Origin of the sequence: Microbacterium sp. SORGH_AS_0888 (assembly GCF_030818905.1) — a bacterium.
Lineage (GTDB): Bacteria > Actinomycetota > Actinomycetes > Actinomycetales > Microbacteriaceae > Microbacterium.
Genome location: NZ_JAUTAZ010000001.1, coordinates 1,768,223 through 1,789,588 on the forward strand (window position 1 = coordinate 1,768,223; position 21,366 = coordinate 1,789,588).

Below are 21,366 nucleotides of genomic sequence, written 5' to 3' on the forward strand. Positions count from 1 at the left end.
TCAGGCCCATCCGGCCGCGATGGCGCCCAGCGGCAGCAGGAGGGCGAGGACGATGAGCTCGGTCGTGTCGGCGAGGCGGGTCACCCGCATCCGGGCTCCCGGCGACAGCAGCGTGAGGGTGATGACGATGACGGTCGCGACGGCGACCGCGATCATGAGCGCGACGCGCAGACCGGGCTGGAACGCGGCGACGGTGAGCCCGGTTGCGGCAAGACCTGCCGCTCCCACGACCATGACGGCCAGCACGCTGCCGCGCGAGTACGCCTGACGGGAGGGGAACATCATCGCGAGCGACGCGAGCAGACACAGGAGCGCGCCGACGAGACCCGAGCCGGCGACCAGCGGGATCGCGGCGAGCACGATGATGCCGCCCGCGATACGCAGGCACACCAGCATCCGTCGCCCGCGTGCCGCGCGGCGCCGCACGTCCTCGGCATCGATGGGCGCGGGGTCGTCGAAGACCTCGGCGTCGCTCTGTGGCGAGATGACCCGGATGCGGGTGGAGCTGAGGACCAGCCATGGGAGCGCACCGCCGAGGGTGCCCACCACGGCGATGGTGAGCGCGTAGACCGCGGTCTCGGAGCCCGGCAGCAGCACCGCGATACCCGAGGAGATGGCGATCGCACCCGCCACGGCGAGGGGGATGAGCTGGATCTCTGCCTGTTCGGGCATCAACGCCATGGCGATGCCAGCGACGACGAGCGCGGCGAATCCGGCGATGGCCAACGGCCAACCCCACAGCGGCAGGCCCGCCGGGGTCGCGAGGTAGCCGGCGAGTCCGGCGAAGACGGCCGCGGCCATGGCGAGTCCGTGACCCGCCTCGCGCTGGCCGAGGCGGGCGATGACGGCCGCCACGACGAGCAGCACGACGGCGCCGCCGCCTGCGACGAGCGCTCCGATACCGAGCGCCGGGCCGGCGGCGAGCAGAAGAACGGCGCAGATCCCGAGAAGCGTGAGGCTCGCGGCCAGGGCGGTTCGGGCGTTGTCTTTCGGGCTCCACGGACGCGACTGCTCGGCGGTCGCGTCGATGACCGCCTCGACGATGTCGTCGTACACCCGCGGCTGGGCCACGAGCCCGCCGCGGGTGAGGGTGAGGACGTCCCCGTCTTCCACCCCCTGCGGGGCAGCCCCCTGCGAGACGTCGAGTCGCGTGCCGTCGGACGTCAGCAGCTCGTAGCCCGCGACGGTCATCGAGGGATCGAGCACGCCGAGACTGCGGGCGAACCCCGGCAGGAACTCGATCAACGGAACCTGCGCGGGCACGCCGATATCGAGGCGGCGCCCCTCGCTCTGCACGGAGAGTCGAAGCAGTGCGCGCGGCGCGGTGGTGGTCTGGGCCACGGTCCGTTCCCCCTCGAGCTCGACTGGGTGCCTGTCGCGCGGCCAGTCTAGTGCGCGGTCCGGACACCCGCCGTGAGCTGTGTACGGGACATATGCTCCGCGAGCCAAGCGCTTCCCGGCGTCTCCTGCGCGGGAGAGGACGGGAGGGGTCCTCTCCGCGACCTCCTTCCGGGGGTCACGGAAGTCCGCGGCCGGACCCCCGGCTCCCGAAGGCGGCCCTCGATCGGGCGAAACACCGCGGACGTCGATATTCCGGCGCGGAAGAGCCAAAGGAGCCCCGCAGAACCATGCATCCGGATGGAATCCGGCCTGATCATGAGAGATATTTAATCCACAGGTTGCGGAATTCTTCTGCGCAGAACCGCTAGCACATCTAGCGTTGAGATCGGTAGACCGGGATACCGTTCGCACTGGGCGTTTAAGATCGGCTGCCATCACGACCATCGAACAGGAATGAAGGGGGTTGACGTGGCAGATGTGATCTCCGCCGAGGAGGGCGCACTCAAGGCCGGCGCCGAGGCAGTGAGCACCGCGAAGGCTGGTATCGACTCGCAGGTCAAGAAGGTGCGCGGTGAGATCGAGCAGGTCGCCGGGTTCTGGACCGGAGCCGCGGCCGGCTCGTACACGCAGCTGATGCAGCGCTGGAACGAAGAGACGACCAAGCTCAACGAGGTGCTCGTCACGCTCGAAGACGCGCTCAAGGGCACCGAGCGTGACCAGGCGGCATCGGAAGAGTCGCACCAGCAGACCATTTCGGGTCTCTCGTCGATGATGGGCTCCTGAGCCCTTCGGCACAGGAAGAGAAAGGGAACTCAGATGCAGTCGATGTCCGTTCGTCCCGAGCAGGTGATCGCGCTGGCCGGTCAGATCCGCAACGGCGCCAACGGGATCAAGTCCGAGCTCGACCAGCTCGAGAGCGCAGTCGGCAAGCTGCGCTCGTCCTGGTCCGGTGAGGCACAGACCTCTTACGACGAGGCGCAGCGCAAGTGGACCCAGTCGCTTCAGAACCTCAACACCCTGCTCGAGCAGATCTCCTCGAAGACCGAGCAGATCGCGCAGGGCTACACCAGCACCGACAAGTCGGCCGCCGGACGCTTCGCGCTCTGACACGACGACACCGGTGCGGGCCGGTTCCGACCAGGGGTCCGGAACCGGCCCGCACCCGCTCCACACTTCAGGGGGAACGACCATGAGCATTCAGAACATCGGGTTCACGCTCGACCAAGTCCTCAAGAACATCACGGCGTTGATGAATCACGCGGATGCTCTTCCCGACAGGTCCACCGTGACGAACATCGTCGGCGGAAACGAGGTCACGTCCGAGCAGAACATCACGAAGAAGCTGGAGTGGGCGACCACGGCGCTCGCCGGTCGCATCGACCGGCTGCGTGAGTTCGTGAGGATCAACGCAGATGCTCTCAACGCGGCGGCGCAGGGGCTGCAGCAGAACGAGGCCGACAACTCGCTTTCGGCCAGCGACGCTTCCGCTTTCATCAACAACACCGCGGCCTCCGCTCCCGCACCCACGTCGTCGTCCTCCAGCACGCACACACCGCCCGCCTCGAACGCGACGAGCAGCGACCCGTCGCAACGCGCCTACTAACCCGACCGTGGGTACATCCTCGCTCCACCCCTCGTGGCGCATATCAGCGGCAGCCGTCGGGCTGACGGTGGCTGTCGTGCTCGGCGGCGGCACGTCGCCGGCCGTGGCCGATGACGGCCAGTGGTGGTACTCCGCCTACAACGTCGACCAAGCACACTCCGAAGGGTGGACCGGCAAAGGCGTCAAGATCGCCGTCATCGGAACCCAGATCAACCCCAACTACGCTGCCCTGAGAGGAACCCATCTGACGGTCGACCCGAAACCGATCTGCACCAACGGAACTGTCATCAGTCAAGACCTCGGGGGAAGTTCCAGTCACGACACCGGAGTCACCGCGTTCCTCGTCGGGAACGGGCAAGGCCCAGCTGAAATTCGTGGAATCGCGCCCGACTCTGATGTGACCTTCATCGGATACGGTGGTGACGCCTGCTCGCCACCGTATGACCCGGCGAACCCGACGATTAGTTCGTTCGGTCTGGCGCTGCAGAGGGCGATGAACGACGGCGTGCAAATCGTCACCACGTCCACCGGGGCCGAGAACGCCACAGATGACGACGGCAAGATGCTCGCGGAGGCGATTGCCCGCGGGATCATCGTCGTCTCCGCGACGCCGAACAGTGTCTCAGAGGTAACGAACGGATCAGCGCCAAACTCATTGCGGGGCGTCGTGTCGGTCAGTGCGACGGATGCAGACGGCAACCTTCAGCAAGATGACGCCACGGGCGCACCGGTAGTCGTGCCGAACGTAACGGTCGCGGCGGCCGGTGTGAAGATCATGGCGCCGAGCAAGACAAACTGGGACTCTGCAGCGCTCAGTACGGGTTCGTCGATTTCCGCGCCGATTGTGGCGGGGATGTTGGCGTTGGCGGCGCAGAAGTACCCGGACGCGACCGGGAACCAGCTGATCCAGTCGCTGATCCACAACACCGGACGAGACGACCACCCTCTGGCGTACAACCCCACCGACGGTCTCGGCTATGGGGCGGCGTCGCTGACACGTCTGCTCAGCGTGGACCCCTCGCAATATCCCGACGAGAACCCTCTGCTCAACAAAGACCCAAGACTCAGCGGCTCGTTGTATCTGCCCACGGACGCGCAACTCGCCGCCGCGCAATCCGCGCTCGGGACCGCGTCGAACTCTCCCGCCGCGAGCGCGCCGGTTTCCGCACCCGCGACCGCGCCCGCGGAAACCGGCGCCGTGGACGCCATCCTGACCGGCGTCATCATCGCCGCGATCATCATCCTCGTCCTCATCATCGCCGCCGCCATCATCACCATCGTGCTCGTCACCCGCCGCGCGAAGAACTCCCCACGGAAGGACACACCATGAGCGCAGAAGAAGACCTGCAAGAAGATCGCCAGCGGTACGTGGTGGAACCTGCCCGCCACGGGGCAGACCGTCGAGGCGCTCCGCAACCTCCAGACCATCCTGGGCAACGTCGCCTCCGACACCGGAATCACCGGAACGGCCGGGATGAGTGCGAGCGAGACCCTCGACCAGACCAAGAAGGACCTCGAAGTCCTCATCGACTACGTCGAGAACACGCTTCCCAACGCCGTCACGTCGGCGAACGAAGCACGCGAGACCGCGAAAGCAGAGCTCAGCAAGCTCGGTGCGGGACAGCTGGATTCTGGACAGGTCGCCGCCATCCGCGGAGCAGAAGCGGGAGCCATCGTCGCTCTCGGCCCGTTCTCGATCATCGCGGGTGAGACGGCCATCGCGATTGCGAACAACATCCTCGGCAATCAACGCAACGAGCAGGCCGAGGCGTCGCTCAACACCGTCAACGGACAACTGCAAGCCGCGCACGAGCAGATCACGCTGCCTCCGCCCGCTGTTCTCGGCGCTTACTACAATCAGCCTTCCGACACGGAGCCGCCGCGGTGGGACGAGACGACGCCGCCGCGTGGTGGGTCAGGTGGCGGCGGGTCGTCGTGGCCGGGCGGCGGCGCTTACGTCCCCGGTCCGGGGTCTTCGGGTGGCTCGGGCGGGTCGGGTGGCTCGGGTGGCTCGGGGCCGAGCGACCCGGGGTGGTCGCCCGGCCCCGACTACATCGTCATGCCTCCGCCGGGAGGTTCTGGCGGTCCGATCATCGTCCCGACGCCGGATGGCCCGATCTCGGGCGGACACGGTTTGCCGGGCGATATCGGGGGCGGAATCCACGTCCCGGGTGGCTCCGGCCCTGGCGGCGGTTCGGGTCTACTGGGCGGCTCGAGCGGCGTCGGTAGCGGCCTGATCGCGGGCGCGGGTGGCGGCGCCGCCCTTGGCGGGCTGGGCAAGCTCGCCGCCGGCGGAGCAGGGTCGCTGGGGCGGCTCGGCGGTGGCGGCGGCCTCGGCGCGGGCGCGGGAAAGCGCGGGCGCGGGTGCCGCGGGCCGTTCCGGAGGGCTCTTGGGTGGCTCGGGCGGAACGGGCAGCGGTGCGGGAGCGGCCGCGGAGGGCGCGGCCGGCCGCGGTGCGGCCGGCATGGCCGGCGGCGGCATGGGCGCGCAGGGCGGCGCTGGCGGCAAGAGCGACAAGCGCAGCCGCGGGCTCGGCGGACCGCTCGCCCCGAAGCTCGAGGACGACGAAGAGATCGGTCCGTGGTCGGAGAACGCCGGCGCCGGCGGACGCGACTGAGACAGGGAGGACGCGACATGGAAAACAAGATCTCCGCGACCGAGGGCGCTTTGATGCGCGGTGCGGAAGCCGTCTCGGGCGCGCACATCGATATCGCCGACAGCACCCGACGGGTGCTCGGAGAGCTCGACCAGATCCAGTCGGTCTGGTCTGGTGACGCCGCGAAGGCGTACACGCAGATGGTGTCGACGTGGACGGCGAACGCACAGCGGATCAACGACACTCTCGTGCATCTCGAGTCTGCACTGCGAGCGACGCACAGCGACCAGGTCGCCGTCGAGCAGTCGCATCAGTCGACGATCCGCGGGCTCGGCTCGCTGATGGGAGGAGAGTGACCATGTCAGATCTTCGTGTCTCCCCGGCAGGGTTGAGTGAGGCATCCGAGGCTCTTCGGGTCGAAAGCCAGCGAATCGAGGGGGCGCTGCTCGGGCTCGAGCAGGAGGCCAACCGGCTCCGCGCGAACTGGGACGGCGCTGCCAAGACGGCGTACGACAACGCACAGCGGCAATGGTCGACCTCGTTCGCCGAGATGAAGCAAGTGCTCGCCTCGATCGCGAACGCGACGCAGCAGATCGCCGAGAACTACGTCGAGACCGACAAGCGTTCCGCCAAGCTCTTCCAGCAGTGAACGCCCGGCGCGCGCTGGCCGCCCTCGGGCTCGCGAGCGCGCTGACACTCGCGGTAGTCGACGCAGCAACACCAGCCACAGCAGACGACGGCCAATGGTGGTACTCCGCCTACAACGTCGACCAAGCACACTCCGTAGGCTGGACCGGCAAAGGCGTCAAGATCGCCGTCATCGGACAGCAGATCAACCCCCAGTACGAAGGACTCACGGGGTCGCACCTTACGGTAGATCCCGACCCCATCTGCGAAGGGGCGACCGTCGTCAACACGGCGCCAAGCGAAGCCTCAACTCACGACACCGACGTGACGTCATTCCTCATCGGCAATGGCCAAGGCGCCGGGATCCGCGGAATCGCACCGGAAGCCGACGTCACCTTCATCGGATACGGAGACGGCGCATGCAGCGTGCCGTACGACCCGGAGAACCTCGGGATCACCTCGTTCGGTCTCGCCCTGAAGCGAGCGATGCAGGACGGCGCACAGATCGTGAGCACCTCGACCGGCGTCGAGCCGGCTAGTGACGACGACGGGAAGGTCTTGGCGGAAGCGATCGCGCGTGGAGTCGTAGTGGTTGCGGCACCCCCGAACAGCGCCTCGGAACAAAAGGAACGGCGAAGCACCGAACTCTCTGCGCGGCGTCGTTTCGGTCAGCGCAATAGACGCTAATGGCGACCCTATGAAGGACTCCAGGACTCGTGAACCGGTCATCGTTCCTAACGTGACCACCGCCGCCGCGGGGATCAACATCATAAGCAATAGCAGTACGAGTTGGGACTCGCCTGTTCTGAGTTCAGGAACATCTCTCGCAACGCCGATTGTGGCGGGGATGTTGGCGTTGGCAGCGCAGAAGTACCCGAACGCGACCGGGAACCAGCTGATCCAGTCACTGATCCACAACACCGGACGAGACGACCACCCTCTGGCGTACAACCCCACCGACGGTCTCGGCTATGGGGCGGCGTCGCTGACACGTCTGCTCAGCGTGGACCCCTCGCAGTATCCCGACGAGAACCCTCTGCTCAACAAGGATCCCCGTCTCAACGGCGCCGACTACCTACCCACCGATGCTCAACTCGCCGCCGCGCAATCCGCACTCGGGACCGCATCGAACTCTCCCGCCGCGAGCGCCCCGGCGCCCGCGCCCGATCCGACGAGTACGAATCCCGTCGACGGCATCCTGACCGGCGTCATCATCGCCGGGATCATCATCCTCGTCCTCATCATCGCCGCCGCCATCATCACCATCGTGCTCGTCACCCGCCGCGCGAAGCGCCCGCCGCGGGCCTGACCGCTCGCGGCGAGAACGATCCTCGTTCACGAACGAACGCGCACACCTACTGCGGGAGGATCGACCGCCTCGCCCCCAACGACGCACGACAGCGCGCCCCGTCCGGGTGGGCTCGCTACGCTAGACGCACCCGGCTGTTCCGGGCGCGAGGAAAGGGCTGACCGATGACGGATGTCGCAGAGCGTCGCCGCGTGGCGATCCTCGACGGCACCGCCCGCCATGACCTCGTGCTCCCGCTCGACGCCACGATCGGCGAAGCACTCGCGCACCTCGGACTCCGACCGCAGGTCGGCCGCGAGGCTCTCCTCGAGCCGAACGGACGCGAGGTGAGCGCGCTCTCCCGCGCCGAGGACCTCCCCGACGGCGCCGTCCTCTCCTACGTCGACCTCACGCGCCCGTCGTCCTCGCGACGTCGGCGTCGCCGCGCTGCCGGCGTCATCGAGGGCGTCGGAAGCCCCTGGTGGCTCGTCTTCACCGTCGGTGGCCTCCTCGCGGCCGTGTCGCTCGCCACCCCGGCCGTGTTGTCTGCCACACCCCGGCTCTGGCTCGCCGCGGTGCTGGTGCTCGCGTCCCTCGTGGCGGGCGGTTTCATCGCGGTGCGCGGCGACCGAGCCGTCGCGGTCGCCGTCGCGGCGGTGCTCGCCCTCGCGTTCGCCGCGGGCGTGGTCGCGGTCCCCGCGCTGCCGGCGGCATCCGGGGTGCTCGCCGTCTTCGCGGGCCTGCTCACGGCCGCCGTCGTCGCCGGCGTCCTCTCTGTCGTGTCCCGTGCACCCGCGCTGCAGGCCGCTCTCGCCGCGAGCGCCGCACTGTTCCTCATCGTCGCCGCGGTCTGGGGGCTGGCGTTGCCGCTCGGACTCGCCGCCGCCTCACCCGCCGCCGTCACCCTCGGCCTCGCGCCGGTCGCGCTGCGAGCCGTGCTCGCGAGCCTCGTCGAGGTCCCGCCGGGACTGTTCATCGACTACGGCCGCTACCAGACCACGCGCTGGAGCGTGCGGCAACAGCTTCCGGAGGAGATCCACTCGATCGGCGCCGCGGACGCTCGCCGTATCGTCGAGCGCTCGACCGGCCGCATGCTCGCGGCGACCCTCCTGCTCAGCGCCGCCGCGGCCACCGCCGCCCCCTTCGCCCTGCCGGGGTTCGACACCTCCGACCCCCTCGTGCTCGCCGGACGCATCGCCCTGGCGGCGACGACCGCGCTCGCCCTCCTCCTCGGCGCCCGCCGATTCTCCGCGCCCCTCCTGCGATGGATGCCGCGCGCCGCCGCCGGGGTCATCGTCATCGTGGTGGCCGCCGCGCTCATCCCGCACGCCGACCCGCTCACGCTGACCGTCGCGGCGGGGGTCCTGCTGGCCGCCGGCGCGCTGACCGCGTTCGCGATCGTGCCGGCCGGCCGCGGCTCCCGCTCCCTCGCCTGGTCACGCACCGGCGATGCCTTCGAGTGGCTCTCCGTCGCGCTCTCCCTGCCTGCGGGCCTCCTCGCCGCCGACGCGGTCGACATCCTGCGCGGTCTCATGGGGGCGTGACCCCCGGAGGTGTGAACAACCCGGGGAGCGTCCGGGCCCTCCCCTAGACTGGGCGGCAGTGCAGGTTTCTCACAGGAAGCCCTGCGTCACGCGGTCGTCGAAGGGAATGTCCTGTCGTGAGTCTGCCCCCCGGGTTCGCCGGCACCGCTGCCGGCGTCGGCGCCCGAGTCGGCGCATTCTCGATCGACGCGGTCATCGTGATCGCCCTCGGCGCCCTTACCGCCGTGCTCACCCGCTCCCTCGGGTTCGGAGCGCTCGTATGCGCCGAGGCCGTGCTCGCGCTCTGGGTCCTCCAGGCCCGCACCGGAAGCAGCCCGGGCAAGGCCATGCTGCGCCTGCGCGTCAGCCGCACCGACGCACCGTACTCCCCCGGGGCCGGCCGCGCCTTCGTGCGCGGTTCCATCGTCGCGATGGGGGCACTGGTCTTCGCCGCCGGCGCGTGGATCGTCGAGGCCTCGGGCGCGTGGAGCCGCTCACGCCGCTCCTGGCACGACCAGGCCGCGGGCACCGTCGTGGTGGTCGTCCCGCCCCGTGTTCGCACCCGTGGCAACGCAGCCGTTCCCACCCCCTACGCCGCACCCGCACCCACCGTCATCGCGCGCCCCTGGGCGCCCGCCGCGGTCGCCCCGACGACCGACCGCGGGCCCGCCGCCGCACCGCCGGCATCCTCCCTCCCCGTCGCCGCGCCCGCATCCGTGCCCCCCGTCGCCCCCTCCTGGGGGTCACCGGTGGCGGTCGCACGAGACGTCGCCGCGCCGCCCGAGCCGCAGGCTGCGACGACGGGAAGCCCGAGCGCCCTCCTGCTCGTGTTCGACACCGGGCAGCGCGAAGAGCTGCGCCTGCCGGCCGCCGTCGTTCTCGGACGCAACCCGTCGCCCGTCGACGACACCGACGCGGTCATCGAGGTCGCCGACCCCGATTCGAGCGTGTCCAAGAACCACGTGCGCCTCGAGCACGACCGCGAGGGCTTGTGGATCACCGACCTCGGCTCCACCAACGGCACCGAGCTCGTCGATGACGAAGGTCGAGCGCGCATGCTCCCCTCCGGCCAGCGCACCGCGCTCGACGACGGGACCCAGGTGCACATCGGCAACCGCGTGTTCACCGTGAGCCGACTGATGGGAACCACCGCATGAGAAGAGGGTCCCGCCTCGCCCCGCCCACGGTGCCGAGCGGCCGCATCGTCGTGCAGGCTCCGCCCGAGCTCGTCCCGAGCGAGGGCGGCAGCGGCCTGCTCACGAGCCTCCTGCCCATGCTGGGCAGCGTCGGCGCGATCGTCATGGTCACCATCTCGAACGCCGGACCGACCGGGTTCATCACGGGCGGCATGTTCCTGCTGTCCTCGCTCGGGTTCGTCGCCGTCAACGGTTGGCGGCAGCGCTCGCAGCGCACCGCCCAGGTGCTCGCGTCGCGCCGCGAGTATCTCGCGTACCTTGCCGAACTGCGCGAGACCGTGCGAACGGCGGCCAAGAAGCAGCGCCGCCACGGAGCCTGGGTCACCCCGGCTCCCGCCGCCCTGCCGTTCATCGCCGAGGAGCGCACGCGCGTGTGGGAGCGCCAGCCCGGCGACGAGAACTTCCTCCTCACCCGCATCGGCCGCTCCGACCAGCCGTTGTGCATCACACTCGAAGCGCCCGAGCTCCCGCCGCTCGCACAGCTCGACCCCGTCGCCGCCTCGGCCGCGCACCGGTTCATGCTCACGCACGAGACGCAGCCCGACCTGCCGCTCGGCGTGCGGCTCACCGACTACGCTCGCGTCGAGCTGGTCGGCCCCGACGAGGAGGCCGTGCGCGGTCTCGCGCGCGCCATGGTCGCCGGCGTCGCCACCCTGCACGACCCTGAGGACGTCGTCGTAGCGGTGCTCGCAGGCGACGCCCAGCTCGCCGCCTGGGACTGGGTCAAGTGGCTGCCGCACGCCCTCTCCGGGCGCGAGGAGGACCGTCTCGGCCCCGCCCGCATGATCGGCTCCTCGCTCGACGACCTCGAAGACCTGCTGCCCGCCGGGCTCCGCGAACGCCCCCGGTTCGCCCGCGGCGGCGGCGTGACCCCCCACGTCATCCTGGTGGTCGACGGCGTGCGCCTGCCGATGGGAGACCCGGTCGTCGGCGGCGACGGGATGCTGGGCGTCACGGTGCTCGAGCTGCCCAGCCGCTGGTCCGAGCTCGAGAACCCCGACGTGCTGCGCATCGCCCTGCCCGCCGCCGACGCCGCCGAGCGCCGCGCCGAGCTGATCGACCTGCAGGACGGCTCCACCCTCTTCACCCCCGACACCGCGACGCCCGCCGAGGCCGAGGCCACGGCCCGCCGGCTCATGCCGCTGCACGCCGGGCCCTCGGCGGCGGCCGAGACGACATCCGCGTCCACCGGTCAACGCGAGCTGGTCGAGCTGCTGGGGCTCCCCGACGTCCGCGAGATCGACTTCGACCAGGCATGGAGTGGCCGCCTGGAACGCGATCGGCTCCGCGTTCCGATCGGTCAGGACACTGAGGGAGCACCCCTCGTGCTCGACCTCAAGGAGTCGGCCCAGCAGGGCATGGGCCCGCACGGCGTCATGATCGGCGCCACCGGCTCGGGCAAGTCCGAGGTGCTGCGCACCCTCGTGCTCGCCCTCGCCCTGACCCACTCCCCCGAGCAGCTGAACTTCGTGCTCGTCGACTTCAAGGGCGGCGCGACCTTCGCCGGAATGGCGGGGATGCCGCACGTCTCGGCCGTGATCACCAACCTGGGCAGCGAGCTGTCGCTCGTCGACCGCTTCCAGGACGCCCTGCAGGGCGAGGTGGTCCGCCGACAGGAGCTGCTGCGCGCCGCGGGCAACTTCGCGAACGTGTCCGACTACGAGAAGGCGCGGCGCGGCGGACGCACCGACCTCGCTCCACTGCCGGCGCTGCTCATCGTCGCCGACGAGTTCTCCGAACTGCTCGCCGCCAAGCCCGAGTTCGTCGAGAGCTTCATCAACATCGGCCGCGTCGGCCGCTCGCTCCAGGTACACCTGTTGCTGGCCTCGCAGCGACTCGAGGAGGGCAAGCTCCGCGGGCTCGACACGTACCTCTCCTACCGGATCGGTCTACGCACCTTCTCGGCTGCCGAGTCGCGCACCATCATCGGCACGCCCGACGCCTACACGCTGCCGCAGGAGCCGGGCGTCGGCTTCCTCAAGGCCGACACCGAGAACCTCGTGCAGTTCCGCGCGGCCTATGTCTCCGGCACCCCGAAGACGCGGATGCGGGGTGCCCGGGCGGGCGGCGACGCCGACCGTGCCGACGCCGCGGCCGAGATCGAGATCTTCACCGCGGCCCCGCAGCCCCTCGAGCGCGTCGAGGAGACCTCGGCGCCGGTGGCCGAGGAGCCGGGCGCGCAGAAGGAGTCGCGCTCGACGTTCCAGATCGCGGTCGAGCGCATGGCAGGTCGCGGACCCGCGGCGCACCAGGTGTGGCTGCCGCCGCTGGCCGACCCCGCCTCGCTCGACGAGCTCATGCCCGACCTCGTGGCCGACTCGCAGCTCGGGCTCGTCTCGCCGTCGTGGCGCGCCGCGGGAACCCTCACGGTCCCGCTCGGCGTCGTCGATGTGCCGCTCGAGCAGCGTCGCGAGCAGCTGGTCGTGTCGCTGGGCGGCGCCGCCGGCCACGTCGCGATCGTCGGCAGCCCGCTCTCGGGCAAGTCGACGATGGCGCGCACGCTCGTCTCCGCACTGGCGCTGACCACGACACCGCTCGAGACGCAGTTCTACGTGCTCGACTTCGGCGGCGGAAGCTTCACGGGTCTGCAGCGGCATCCGCACCTCGCCGGCATCGCCACGCGCACCGAGGCCGAGGCCGTGCGCCGCACGGTCGCCGAGGTGGAGTCGATCCTCGACGCGCGCGAGCTGTACTTCCGGCAGCAAGGCATCGACTCGATCGACACCTATCGGCAGCGCCGCGCCCGGGGTCTGGTCGACGACGGCTACGGCGACGTGTTCCTCGTCGTCGACGGCTGGGCGACGCTGCGCAGCGAGTACGAGGCGCTGGAGAACCGGGTGCAGACGATCGCAGCGCGGGGCCTCAGCTTCGGCGTGCACGTGGTCGTCACGGCCAACCGCTGGCTCGAGATCCGCGCGAGCCTGAAGGACCTCATCCAGACCCGGCTCGAGCTGCGCCTCGGCGACCCCAGCGACTCCGAGATCGATCGCAAGCAGGCCGCGAACGTTCCCGCGAACCAGCCCGGTCGCGGCCTCAGCGCCGCGAAGCTGCAGATGCTCGCCGCGATCCCGCGCATCGACGGGTCGGAGGATGCGTCGACCCTCGTCGACGGCGTCGACGACATGATCGCGCGGGTCACCGCCGCGTGGCAGGGTCCCGCAGGGCCCAAGCTGCGGCTGCTGCCGGAGCTTGTCTCGCTCGCGGACGTGCGCGCACAGGCGGGCGACGCCGACCGCCGGCTGCTGCTCGGCATCGACGAGGCGGCGCTGGCCCCCTTCGGCGTCGACCCCCGCAGCGAGCCCCACCTCTACCTCTACGGCGACGCGGGCATGGGCAAGTCGTCGTTCCTGCGCGGGATCGCCCAGGAGATCACGCGGCTGTACGGGCCGAACGAGGCGAAGATCTTCGTCGTCGACTACCGGCGCGCGCTGCTCGGCGAGATCCCCCGCGAGTATCTCGGGGCCTACCTGACCTCGCACGAGATGGCCAGCGGCGGGATGAACGAGCTGTCAACGTTCTTCTCCGGCCGCATCCCCGGCCCGGACGTGACACCGGAGCAGCTGAGGGACCGCAGCTGGTGGTCGGGGGCCGAGGGCTTCGTCCTCGTCGACGACTACGACCTCGTCGCCACCAGCCAGGGCAACCCGCTCGCCGTGCTGCAGCCGCTGCTCGCTCAGGCGAGCGATGTCGGTCTGCACGTGATCCTCACTCGCCGGACGGGCGGTGCCAGCCGCGCGGCGTACGACCCGATCATCCAGCGCTTCACCGATCTGGGGGTGACCGGCATCCTGCTCGGTGGCAGCCCCGACGAGGGAGCGCTCATCGGGCGCGTCAAGCCCGTGCCGTCGGTGCCCGGTCGTGCGCAGATCGTCAGCCGCGAGAAGGGTCTCGTCACGGCGCAGCTGGCGTTCTCCCCGCCGCTGAACTGACCGCGCTCAGACGCAGAAGAGGGATGCCCCGGTGATCGGGTGCATCCCTCTTCTGCGTGAGGAGCAGTGGGCTCAGTGCTCGTCGTAGTGGTCGCCGTGAGCGGCGTGCTTGTGTCCGTCGTGCACGTAGTCGACGTGGTCGCCATGCTCGACGGCCTCGTGACCGCAGTCGGTGCCGTGGGCGTGGTCGGCCGTGGTGTGCTCGGCGACGGCCTCGTGCTCGTCGTAGTGGTCGCCGTGCAGCGCGTGGTGGTGGGTGCCGTGCACGTAGTCGACGTGGTCGCCGTGCTGAACGGCCTCGTGACCGCAGTCAGTGCCGTGCTCGTGCTCGGCGGTGGTGTGCTCGGCGTGGATCTCGGTCGTGCTCATCGCAACTCCTCGTGTTCGTATGGGTGTTCCTCGTCCGCGGCGTCATCCGCGGCAGGCTCTCGGACATGGGCGAGGGCGTCCTCGACGACATGGCTGACGTGCAGATCGGCCACCCCGTAGGTGACCTCCTTGCCGCTTCGCGTCGCCGTCACCAGCCCCGCCTGCCGCAGCGTCCGAAGGTGCTGCGACACGAGCGGCTGAGAGAGCCCGCTCGCCTCGGCCAGCGCTCCGACGGTCCGCGACTCCTGCCCGACGAGGTGCAGGAGCGCGAGCCGGGACTCGCTCCCGAGGACCTTGAACAGTTGCGCCGCGGCCGCGAGCCCCCGTTCTTCGTCCATGTCCCTACTCCACCACATACATAAACGAATTGCAATATGTCTACGTTACTGGAAACCGTTCTCACGTGCTCGCAGCCGGGCATCGGACACTGCGGCGCGCAGGATCCGATCCTCGATGTCCACATCGAAGCGCTCACAGAACCGTCGGAGCCGCGCCTCGCCCTCCGCCTCCCTGCCGAGGGAGATCTCGAGCAGGCCCCGTGCGATGTCGGTCTGCATGTAATGGTCGAGCCCGAAGCGACGGAACGTCATCTCCGAGCGCCGCACGAAGAGCATCCGCAGATCTTCCGGCGTCACCACCTGCGCGAAATCGTGCTGCGCGCGGCGCCAGGCTTCCGTCGCGACGGTGCGCGCGGCGCGGGGCGTGGTGGCCGACGTGAGAGTGCACCACGACGGGACGTTCCCTTCCTCGTCCACCGGGTCGATCACGAGATCGAAGTCCGCCGACTTCGCGGTCCGTTTCCATGTGGGGCGCGGCGACCAGGACCTTGGGAACGGCATCGAGCCCCCACCCCCACCGCGGGTAGTACCGCGCTCCCTTCACGGCCGCGATGTCGAAGATCTGCCGGATCCCGTTTCGGCTCTCACCCACCCAGCGGCGTTGCCTCACCCGGTCGAACCCGACGGGAGCGGCGTCTGCCAGCACCGCCAGCGTCTCCGCGGCCAGCCCGTAATGAAGGCCGTAGTGAACAGGGGCTTCCTTCCGGCGGCGAAACACACTCACGCCTTCGCCGCAGCCTTGGCCGCCTTCTTGTTCTCTCGGACCTTCGCGAGCGACTCCGGGCTCACGATGTCGGCCACCGAGCGGAACGAACCGTCCTCGCCGTAGGGTGACGATGCCTCGCGCCAGCCCGCGCCGGAGAAGCCGCACTGCTTGCCGAGCAGCGCCAGGAAGATCCTCGCCTTCTGATCCCCGAACCCGGGCAGCGCCTTCAGCCGCCTCAGCACGGTAGCCCCGTCCGGGTCGGCCTCGGTCCAGAGCGCGGCGGCATCCCCGCCCCAGTCGTCGACGATCGCCTGGCACAGCGACTGCACACGCGCCGCCATCGAGCCGGGGTAGCGGTGCACAGCGGGCGACCGCCTGAAGGCATCGACAAGCGCATCCGGGTCGTAACCGGCGAGGGCCTCCGCATCGACCGCACCCGTGCGCTCGGCGATCTTCAGCGGACCCGAGAACGCGGTCTCCATCGCCACCTGCTGGTCCAGCAGCATCCCGATCAGCAGCGCGAGCGGGTTCTCGCTGAGCAGCGCGTCGGCGGCGGGATCGTCCGTGATGTGCAACGTCATCCTCCGAGTGTGTCACCGGACCCCGTCCGCGTGCGACAGCGACCACGTGCGCACGACAGTGACATGACAGCGGGTGTCCCGCGACGGCAGCGGGACGACAGCGGCCCGGTCGCACGATGGGATCACCGCCACAGAAAGGCAACCCATGAACGCTTCCGCCACCCCCGCGGTGCACGCCGAGGGCCTCGTCAAGGTCTTCGGCGACAACCGCGCCGTCGACGGCGTCGACCTGCACGTCGCCGCCGGAACCGTCTACGGCGTGCTCGGACCCAACGGCGCCGGCAAGACCACGACCATCAACATGCTCGCCACTCTGCTGCGCCCCGACGCGGGCCACGCGGAGATCTTCGGCCACGACGTCATGCACTCGCCCCAGATCGTACGGCAGCTCATCGGCGTCACCGGCCAGTTCGCCTCGGTCGACGAGACCCTGTCGGCGACCGAGAACCTCGTGATCTTCGGCCGCCTGCTGGGCTTGTCACGCGCCGAGGCACGAGACAAGGCCGTCGACCTGCTCGAGCGCTTCAGCCTGACGGATGCCGCCAAGCGTCCCCTCAAGAAGTTCTCGGGCGGGATGCGGCGACGCCTCGACCTCGCCGCATCCCTCATCGCCCAGCCGCCGCTCATCTTCCTCGACGAGCCCACGACCGGCCTCGACCCCCGCACCCGCGGTCAGATGTGGGACACCATCCGCGAGCTCGTCGCGAGCGGATCGACGGTCCTCCTCACGACCCAGTACCTCGACGAGGCCGACCAGCTCGCCGACCGGATCGCGGTCATCGATCGCGGCCGCGTCGTCGCCGAGGGCACATCGGACGAGCTGAAGGCCTCGGTCGGCACGTCGAGCCTGCAACTGCGGCTCGCCGACCCCGGCGACAACGACGACGCGCTGCGCGCCATCGAGCGCGTGCTCGGTGTGCACGGGACGCTGTCGCCCGAGGCGTCACGCATCACAGCCCCCATGGCGGATGCCGACAGGGTCGCCGACCTGCTCATCCTCTTCCGGGAGGAGGGCATCCACCTCGCCGAGATGAGCGTGCAGAAGCCGACGCTCGACGAGGTGTTCCTCACCATCACCGGCCACGGCGCCGACCAGACGAGCCGCACCGACCAGGACGCCGACGCGTCCGAGAGCAAAGAAGAGGTGACCGCATGACCATGTCCCACTTCCCGACGGGAGATGTCCCACTTCTGCCCGCTTCTCGCCCCGCTGAGCGGTCCGAAGTGGGACATGGTGAGGGGAGGGATGCGGAATGAGCACTCTCATCGCACCGGTGCCCTCGCGAATCGTGCCTGCCGAGGACCGCCACCTGAAGAACCGAACCAGCGTCGCGCAGACCGTGCAGAACACGTTCACGATGGCGTACCGCGGTCTCGTCAAGATCCGCCGCACCCCCGAGCAGCTCATCGACGTGACGGTGCAGCCGATCATCTTCACGCTGATGTTCGCCTACATCTTCGGCGGCGCGATCGCGGGCGACGTGCAGAGCTACCTGCCCGCTCTCATCCCCGGCATCCTCGTGCAGACAGTCATCACGACCTCGGTCGTGACCGGCACCCAGCTGCGCGAGGACATGGACAAGGGCGTGTTCGACCGCTTCCGCTCGCTGCCGATCGCCCGCATCGCTCCGCTCTCCGGAGCGCTGCTGGCCGACACCGTGCGCTACGCGATCGCGACGACGCTGACCTTCGCGATGGGATACGTCATGGGATATCGACCCGCCGGCGGTCTCGGCGCCGTCATCGGCGCGGGCGTGCTCGTGATCGTCTGCTCGTGGGCGATCAGCTGGATCTTCGCCTTCTTCGGCGTCATCGCCCGCACCGCCTCCAGCGTGCAGGGCATCTCCATGCTGATCCTGTTCCCGCTCACGTTCCTGTCCAACGCCTACGTGCCGGTCGACACGCTGCCCTCGTGGCTGGCCTGGTTCGCGAACATCAACCCGATCTCGCACCTCGTCACCGCCGTCCGCGACCTCGCCAACAACGGCGCTGTGTCCGGGGACCTGTGGATCTCGCTGCTGGGAGCCGCCGTGATCGTGGCGGTCTTCGCGCCCCTCACGGTGCGCGCCTACATGCGGAAGGCCTAGAGCCGGGCGGCGAGCTCTCCGAGGTCGGCGGGACCGGATGCTGCGACATCCGGGTCCGCCGACCTCAGCGCCGCGCGGACCGGCGCCGCAACGGGCTCGCTCAGATCCGGCAGGCCCCGCAGCCGATCGGCCTCGGCGAGCGCCGCCGCCGCGTCGCCGAGGCGTCCGGCGGCGAGGAACCATCGCGCGAACGCGATCGCGACCTCCGACATGACCGGCTGATCGCCCGTGCCGACCGCGATCGGCACCGCGCGGCGCAGCGCCTCGGCCGCCGCGTCCGGGTCGCCCACCAGCAGGAGCGCGAGAGCGCGCTTGCTCTCCTGCCACGCGATGACCTGAGCGGGGAAGCCGGCGAGCTCGTGCTGCGTCTCCAGGGAGATGGTCCGGTCGAGCGCGCGGAGCGCGGCCTCGCCGTTGCCGAGGACGATCTCCAGCGACGCGGCCGTCGTCTCCGCCTGGGCGATCGCCCGCTCGGACCCGTCGGCGTCGGCACGGCGCAGCATCTCGGCCACGCGCCCGCGTGCCTCCGCGTGACGCCCGAGCCGCAGCAGCAGGGCGACGCCGAGCCCCTCCTGCTGAAGCTGATCGGCGACGGGGGTCAACCCCTCCAGCGCCCGCGTGGAGTCGTCGGCCACCCGCAGCGACTCCTCCAGCCGCCCCTGCAGCATGAGCCACTCCGACCGCATCTGGCTCGCGAACGACACGCCCCACGCGTCGCCGACGCGCAGGAACATGTCCAGACCCCGGCCGCTGGCCTCGCCCAGCCGCTCGATGTCGCCGTTGTTCTGGGCGGCGGCCGCATTCATGACGGCGACGAAGGCACGGCTCCACTCCGGCCCGTGCGCGATCTCGCCCTCGTCGAGGCGCAGGTGGCTCGACCAGGGCTCGCCGCCACGCCGCTGCGCCCGTGCGCGCAGGGCCGCGCGCAGCAGCACCGGGAGGACGGCGGCGATCTCGGAGTCATAGTGCGCGGCGGCGTCCGCGAGCGACCTGATCGACGCGTCGGAGAGACGCTCGGTCGAGGGGTCGAGCATCATCTGCATGAGCATCGCCATCCCGGCCACGACGACGTCGGCCTCCGTCCGCAACCCGGCCGCGGCCTCTCCCGTCCGAGCGAGCGCGGAACGCAGCAGATCGATGCGCTCCCGCAGCTGCCATCCCCACACCTGCGCGCGCACCAGGCGCACCGCGATGTCGCCCCGCCCGGCGCTCCACCGCGTCGCGGCAGCGAGGTTCTCCTGATCGGCGTCGAACCAGGCGATCGCGCGGTGCGCGTCCGGCGTGCGCAGCAGGGCGTCCTGCGCGAGCGCGAGGTCGGCCATGACGGCGGCCTGGCGGGCGCGGGCACGCTCGAGCCCGCCGTCGCGCCGCAGCTCGTCGAGCCCGTACTCGCGCACCGTCTCGAGCAGCCGGTAGCGACCGCGCGATCGCTGCACGAGGGACCGATCGACCAGGTCGTCGACCGCCCGCGGCGGGAGCTCGAACTCCGCGGCGACGGCGGGGAGGTCTGCGGCGGCGACCCCGTCGGGGAAGACGGCGAGCATGAGCAGCGCCTCACGCTCGACCTGCGCGAGCAGGCTCCAGCTCCAGTCGATCACCGCCCGGAGCGTCTGATGCCGGGGCTGCGCCGTGCGCGGACCACGGTCCAGGAGCGCGAAGCGATCGGCCAGGCCCGCCTCGATCTCGGCGACGCTGAGCACGCGGGCCTTCGCCCCCGCGAGCTCGAGGGCGAGCGGCAGGCCGTCCAGCCGACGGCAGATCCGGGCCACCGCCTCGATCTCGGTCTCGTCGGGAGGAGTGCCGCGCGCCGCACGGATGCGAGCGGAGAGGAGCGTCATCGCATCCGGCTCCGGCAGGGAGCCCACCGCCACGAACGCCTCGCCCGGGACCGCCAGGGGCTCACGACTCGTGACGAGCAGGCGCAGGGCCGGGGCGACCCGCAAGGCCTGCTCCGCGACATCCGCGGCCTGGGCGACGACGTGCTCGGCGTTGTCGAGCACGAGCAGGAGCGGCCGCCCCGCCAGGGTGCCGAGGGCCCGCTCACGGGAGGTCTGGAGCGACGCCGGCGTGTTCTCGGCGAGCCGGATGCTGCGTCCCAGCGCCGTGGCCACCGCATCCCACACGCCGCTCGCGTCGGCCGGCGCCAGCTCGACGAAGACGGCCGGCGCGTGCCCCCGTGCGGTCTCGAGCGCGAGCGTCGTCTTGCCCGCCCCGCCCGGGCCGAGCAGTGTCACGAGCCGCGCCTCGCGCAGCTGCGCCTCGATGAGAGCGAGCTCGTCCTCGCGGCCGATCAACGGGGTGAGGGATGCGGGGATCGCGGGTGCACCGGGCGCGTGCGGTTCGGGGCTTGCGCCGGGCGCGGGATCTGCGAGCATCGCCCTCGTCGCCGAGCGCGCGGCGGTCTCGGGGCGCGCGCTCGTCGCCGGCGGTCGCGGAGGCTCGGCGACCGACGGGGCTGCCGCGGCGATGCGCTCGGCGTGCGCGCGGTCCTCGAGCAGGTCGCGCACGACCCAGTCGAAGCCGTCGGGCGTCCACGCCTCGCCGCACCACAGCGCGAGAGCGCGGCGCGCGGCGGAGGGATCGGCGTCGCCACGCGCCGCGGCGACCAGGTCCGCGAACGCCACGAGGTCGACATCCGCGCGGTCCGCCTCGAGCCGGTATCCGCCCGGCGTCGCCGACACCGCATCGGCGGGCAGGCTGCGCCGCAGCCGCGAGACGAGCGAGTGGAGCGCCGCGCGCGGATCCTCGGGCACGTCGAGCCCCCACACGTCCTCGGCGAGGGCGCGATAGGTCACGGTGGTGCCCGCGTCCAGCGCGAGCCGGAACAGCAGCGCGCGCTGCCGTGCGCCGGGCACCTCGATCACGGCTCCGACGTCGTCTCGCACGTCGAAGCCGCCGAAGAACCGCAGCCGCACCCCACTTACTGTAGGGCGGGAGCGGCCCGCCGCGGGCTGAGCCGCGCGCGGGACTCCGGGCACCCGAGGGCGGACCGCGCGGTGTCAGCCGTGCACGAGCAGATAGCCCCGCTCGTCGAAGCCGCCGATCACGAGACCGCGCGCGAGCGCATCCGTCAGCTCCGCGCGCACGGTACGGCGCCACCGCGCCGCGGCGGGGCGGGTCCTCCCGGCGGAGCGCCTCGACGTCGTCGGGCACCGCGACGGTCGAGACCACCTGCCCCGTC

At 70.7% G+C, this 21,366-nt stretch carries 20 protein-coding genes; 14 read left to right on the top strand and 6 right to left on the bottom strand.

Translation table 11 applies throughout. The features are described from left to right. Positions 1–1,341, bottom strand: coding sequence for a type VII secretion integral membrane protein EccD (gene eccD, locus QE381_RS08575; RefSeq protein ID WP_307217276.1), 1,341 nt, complete (start codon positions 1,339–1,341; stop codon positions 1–3). A 468-nt stretch (positions 1,342–1,809) separates the two neighbouring features. Here eccD and QE381_RS08580 point away from each other — a divergent pair, with 468 nt between their 5' ends. The 12 genes from QE381_RS08580 to eccCa all read left to right on the top strand — a co-directional run bounded on the left by QE381_RS08580 (position 1,810) and on the right by eccCa (position 14,104). After that, on the top strand, positions 1,810–2,124 hold the full coding sequence (locus QE381_RS08580; RefSeq protein WP_307217279.1) for a WXG100 family type VII secretion target: 315 nt from the start codon (positions 1,810–1,812) through the stop codon (positions 2,122–2,124). 42 nt (positions 2,125–2,166) lie between these two features. Continuing rightward, on the top strand, positions 2,167–2,448 hold the full coding sequence (locus QE381_RS08585) for a WXG100 family type VII secretion target (protein WP_307217281.1): 282 nt from the start codon (positions 2,167–2,169) through the stop codon (positions 2,446–2,448). Positions 2,449–2,530: 82 nt separating this feature from the next. Next, positions 2,531–2,944 carry a hypothetical protein gene (locus QE381_RS08590; RefSeq protein WP_307217283.1) on the top strand — a complete coding sequence of 138 codons (414 nt, stop codon included), beginning with the start codon at positions 2,531–2,533 and terminating at the stop codon, positions 2,942–2,944. Positions 2,945–3,011: 67 nt separating this feature from the next. Next, on the top strand, positions 3,012–4,274 hold the full coding sequence (locus QE381_RS08595; RefSeq protein WP_307217285.1) for a S8/S53 family peptidase: 1,263 nt from the start codon (positions 3,012–3,014) through the stop codon (positions 4,272–4,274). Between the two features lie 934 nt (positions 4,275–5,208). Continuing rightward, entirely contained in the window at positions 5,209–5,562 is a 354-nt protein-coding gene (locus QE381_RS08600) for a hypothetical protein (protein ID WP_307217287.1), read from the top strand. Positions 5,563–5,579: 17 nt separating this feature from the next. Beyond that, complete coding sequence (locus tag QE381_RS08605; RefSeq protein ID WP_307217288.1) at positions 5,580–5,897, top strand: WXG100 family type VII secretion target; 318 nt, start codon at positions 5,580–5,582, stop codon at positions 5,895–5,897. 2 nt (positions 5,898–5,899) lie between these two features. Further along, positions 5,900–6,190 (top strand): WXG100 family type VII secretion target, encoded by a 291-nt coding sequence (locus tag QE381_RS08610; RefSeq protein ID WP_307217290.1) that lies wholly within the window; start codon positions 5,900–5,902, stop codon positions 6,188–6,190. Further along, on the top strand, positions 6,187–6,855 hold the full coding sequence (locus QE381_RS08615) for a S8 family serine peptidase (protein WP_307217292.1): 669 nt from the start codon (positions 6,187–6,189) through the stop codon (positions 6,853–6,855). The genes QE381_RS08610 and QE381_RS08615 overlap by 4 nt, the downstream gene beginning before the upstream one ends. Next, positions 6,761–7,477 (top strand): S8/S53 family peptidase, encoded by a 717-nt coding sequence (locus tag QE381_RS08620; protein ID WP_307217294.1) that lies wholly within the window; start codon positions 6,761–6,763, stop codon positions 7,475–7,477. The genes QE381_RS08615 and QE381_RS08620 overlap by 95 nt, the downstream gene beginning before the upstream one ends. A gap of 164 nt (positions 7,478–7,641) precedes the next feature. Then, positions 7,642–9,000, top strand: a complete 1,359-nt coding sequence (locus tag QE381_RS08625; protein WP_307217296.1) for a hypothetical protein — start codon at positions 7,642–7,644, stop codon at positions 8,998–9,000. A 116-nt stretch (positions 9,001–9,116) separates the two neighbouring features. After that, a complete protein-coding gene (locus QE381_RS08630) occupies positions 9,117–10,136 on the top strand; it encodes an RDD family protein (protein WP_307217298.1) in 1,020 nt (339 codons plus the stop codon). After that, a complete protein-coding gene (eccCa, locus tag QE381_RS08635; RefSeq protein ID WP_307217300.1) occupies positions 10,133–14,104 on the top strand; it encodes a type VII secretion protein EccCa in 3,972 nt (1,323 codons plus the stop codon). The genes QE381_RS08630 and eccCa overlap by 4 nt, the downstream gene beginning before the upstream one ends. A 72-nt stretch (positions 14,105–14,176) precedes the next feature. Here the strand turns inward: eccCa and QE381_RS08640 are convergent, their stop codons facing one another. The 4 genes from QE381_RS08640 to QE381_RS08655 all read right to left on the bottom strand — a co-directional run bounded on the left by QE381_RS08640 (position 14,177) and on the right by QE381_RS08655 (position 16,098). Next, complete coding sequence (locus QE381_RS08640; RefSeq protein WP_307217301.1) at positions 14,177–14,473, bottom strand: hypothetical protein; 297 nt, start codon at positions 14,471–14,473, stop codon at positions 14,177–14,179. Beyond that, on the bottom strand, positions 14,470–14,811 hold the full coding sequence (locus tag QE381_RS08645) for a helix-turn-helix transcriptional regulator (protein ID WP_307217303.1): 342 nt from the start codon (positions 14,809–14,811) through the stop codon (positions 14,470–14,472). The genes QE381_RS08640 and QE381_RS08645 overlap by 4 nt, the downstream gene beginning before the upstream one ends. A gap of 45 nt (positions 14,812–14,856) precedes the next feature. Then, on the bottom strand, positions 14,857–15,240 hold the full coding sequence (locus QE381_RS08650) for a hypothetical protein (protein ID WP_307217305.1): 384 nt from the start codon (positions 15,238–15,240) through the stop codon (positions 14,857–14,859). A gap of 291 nt (positions 15,241–15,531) precedes the next feature. Continuing rightward, the gene (locus QE381_RS08655) at positions 15,532–16,098 is read right to left on the bottom strand and encodes an HhH-GPD-type base excision DNA repair protein (RefSeq protein ID WP_307217307.1); all 567 of its coding nucleotides are present in this window, start codon (positions 16,096–16,098) and stop codon (positions 15,532–15,534) included. 145 nt (positions 16,099–16,243) lie between these two features. Here QE381_RS08655 and QE381_RS08660 point away from each other — a divergent pair, with 145 nt between their 5' ends. Together QE381_RS08660 and QE381_RS08665 are read left to right on the top strand one after the other, a co-directional pair. Further along, entirely contained in the window at positions 16,244–17,254 is a 1,011-nt protein-coding gene (locus QE381_RS08660) for an ATP-binding cassette domain-containing protein (RefSeq protein WP_307217309.1), read from the top strand. Between the two features lie 97 nt (positions 17,255–17,351). After that, positions 17,352–18,185 (top strand): ABC transporter permease, encoded by an 834-nt coding sequence (locus QE381_RS08665; RefSeq protein ID WP_307217311.1) that lies wholly within the window; start codon positions 17,352–17,354, stop codon positions 18,183–18,185. Here QE381_RS08665 and QE381_RS08670 read toward each other — a convergent pair. After that, positions 18,182–21,100, bottom strand: coding sequence for an AAA family ATPase (locus QE381_RS08670; protein WP_307217313.1), 2,919 nt, complete (start codon positions 21,098–21,100; stop codon positions 18,182–18,184). The genes QE381_RS08665 and QE381_RS08670 overlap by 4 nt on opposite strands. Between the last annotated feature and the right edge of the window lie 266 nt (positions 21,101–21,366).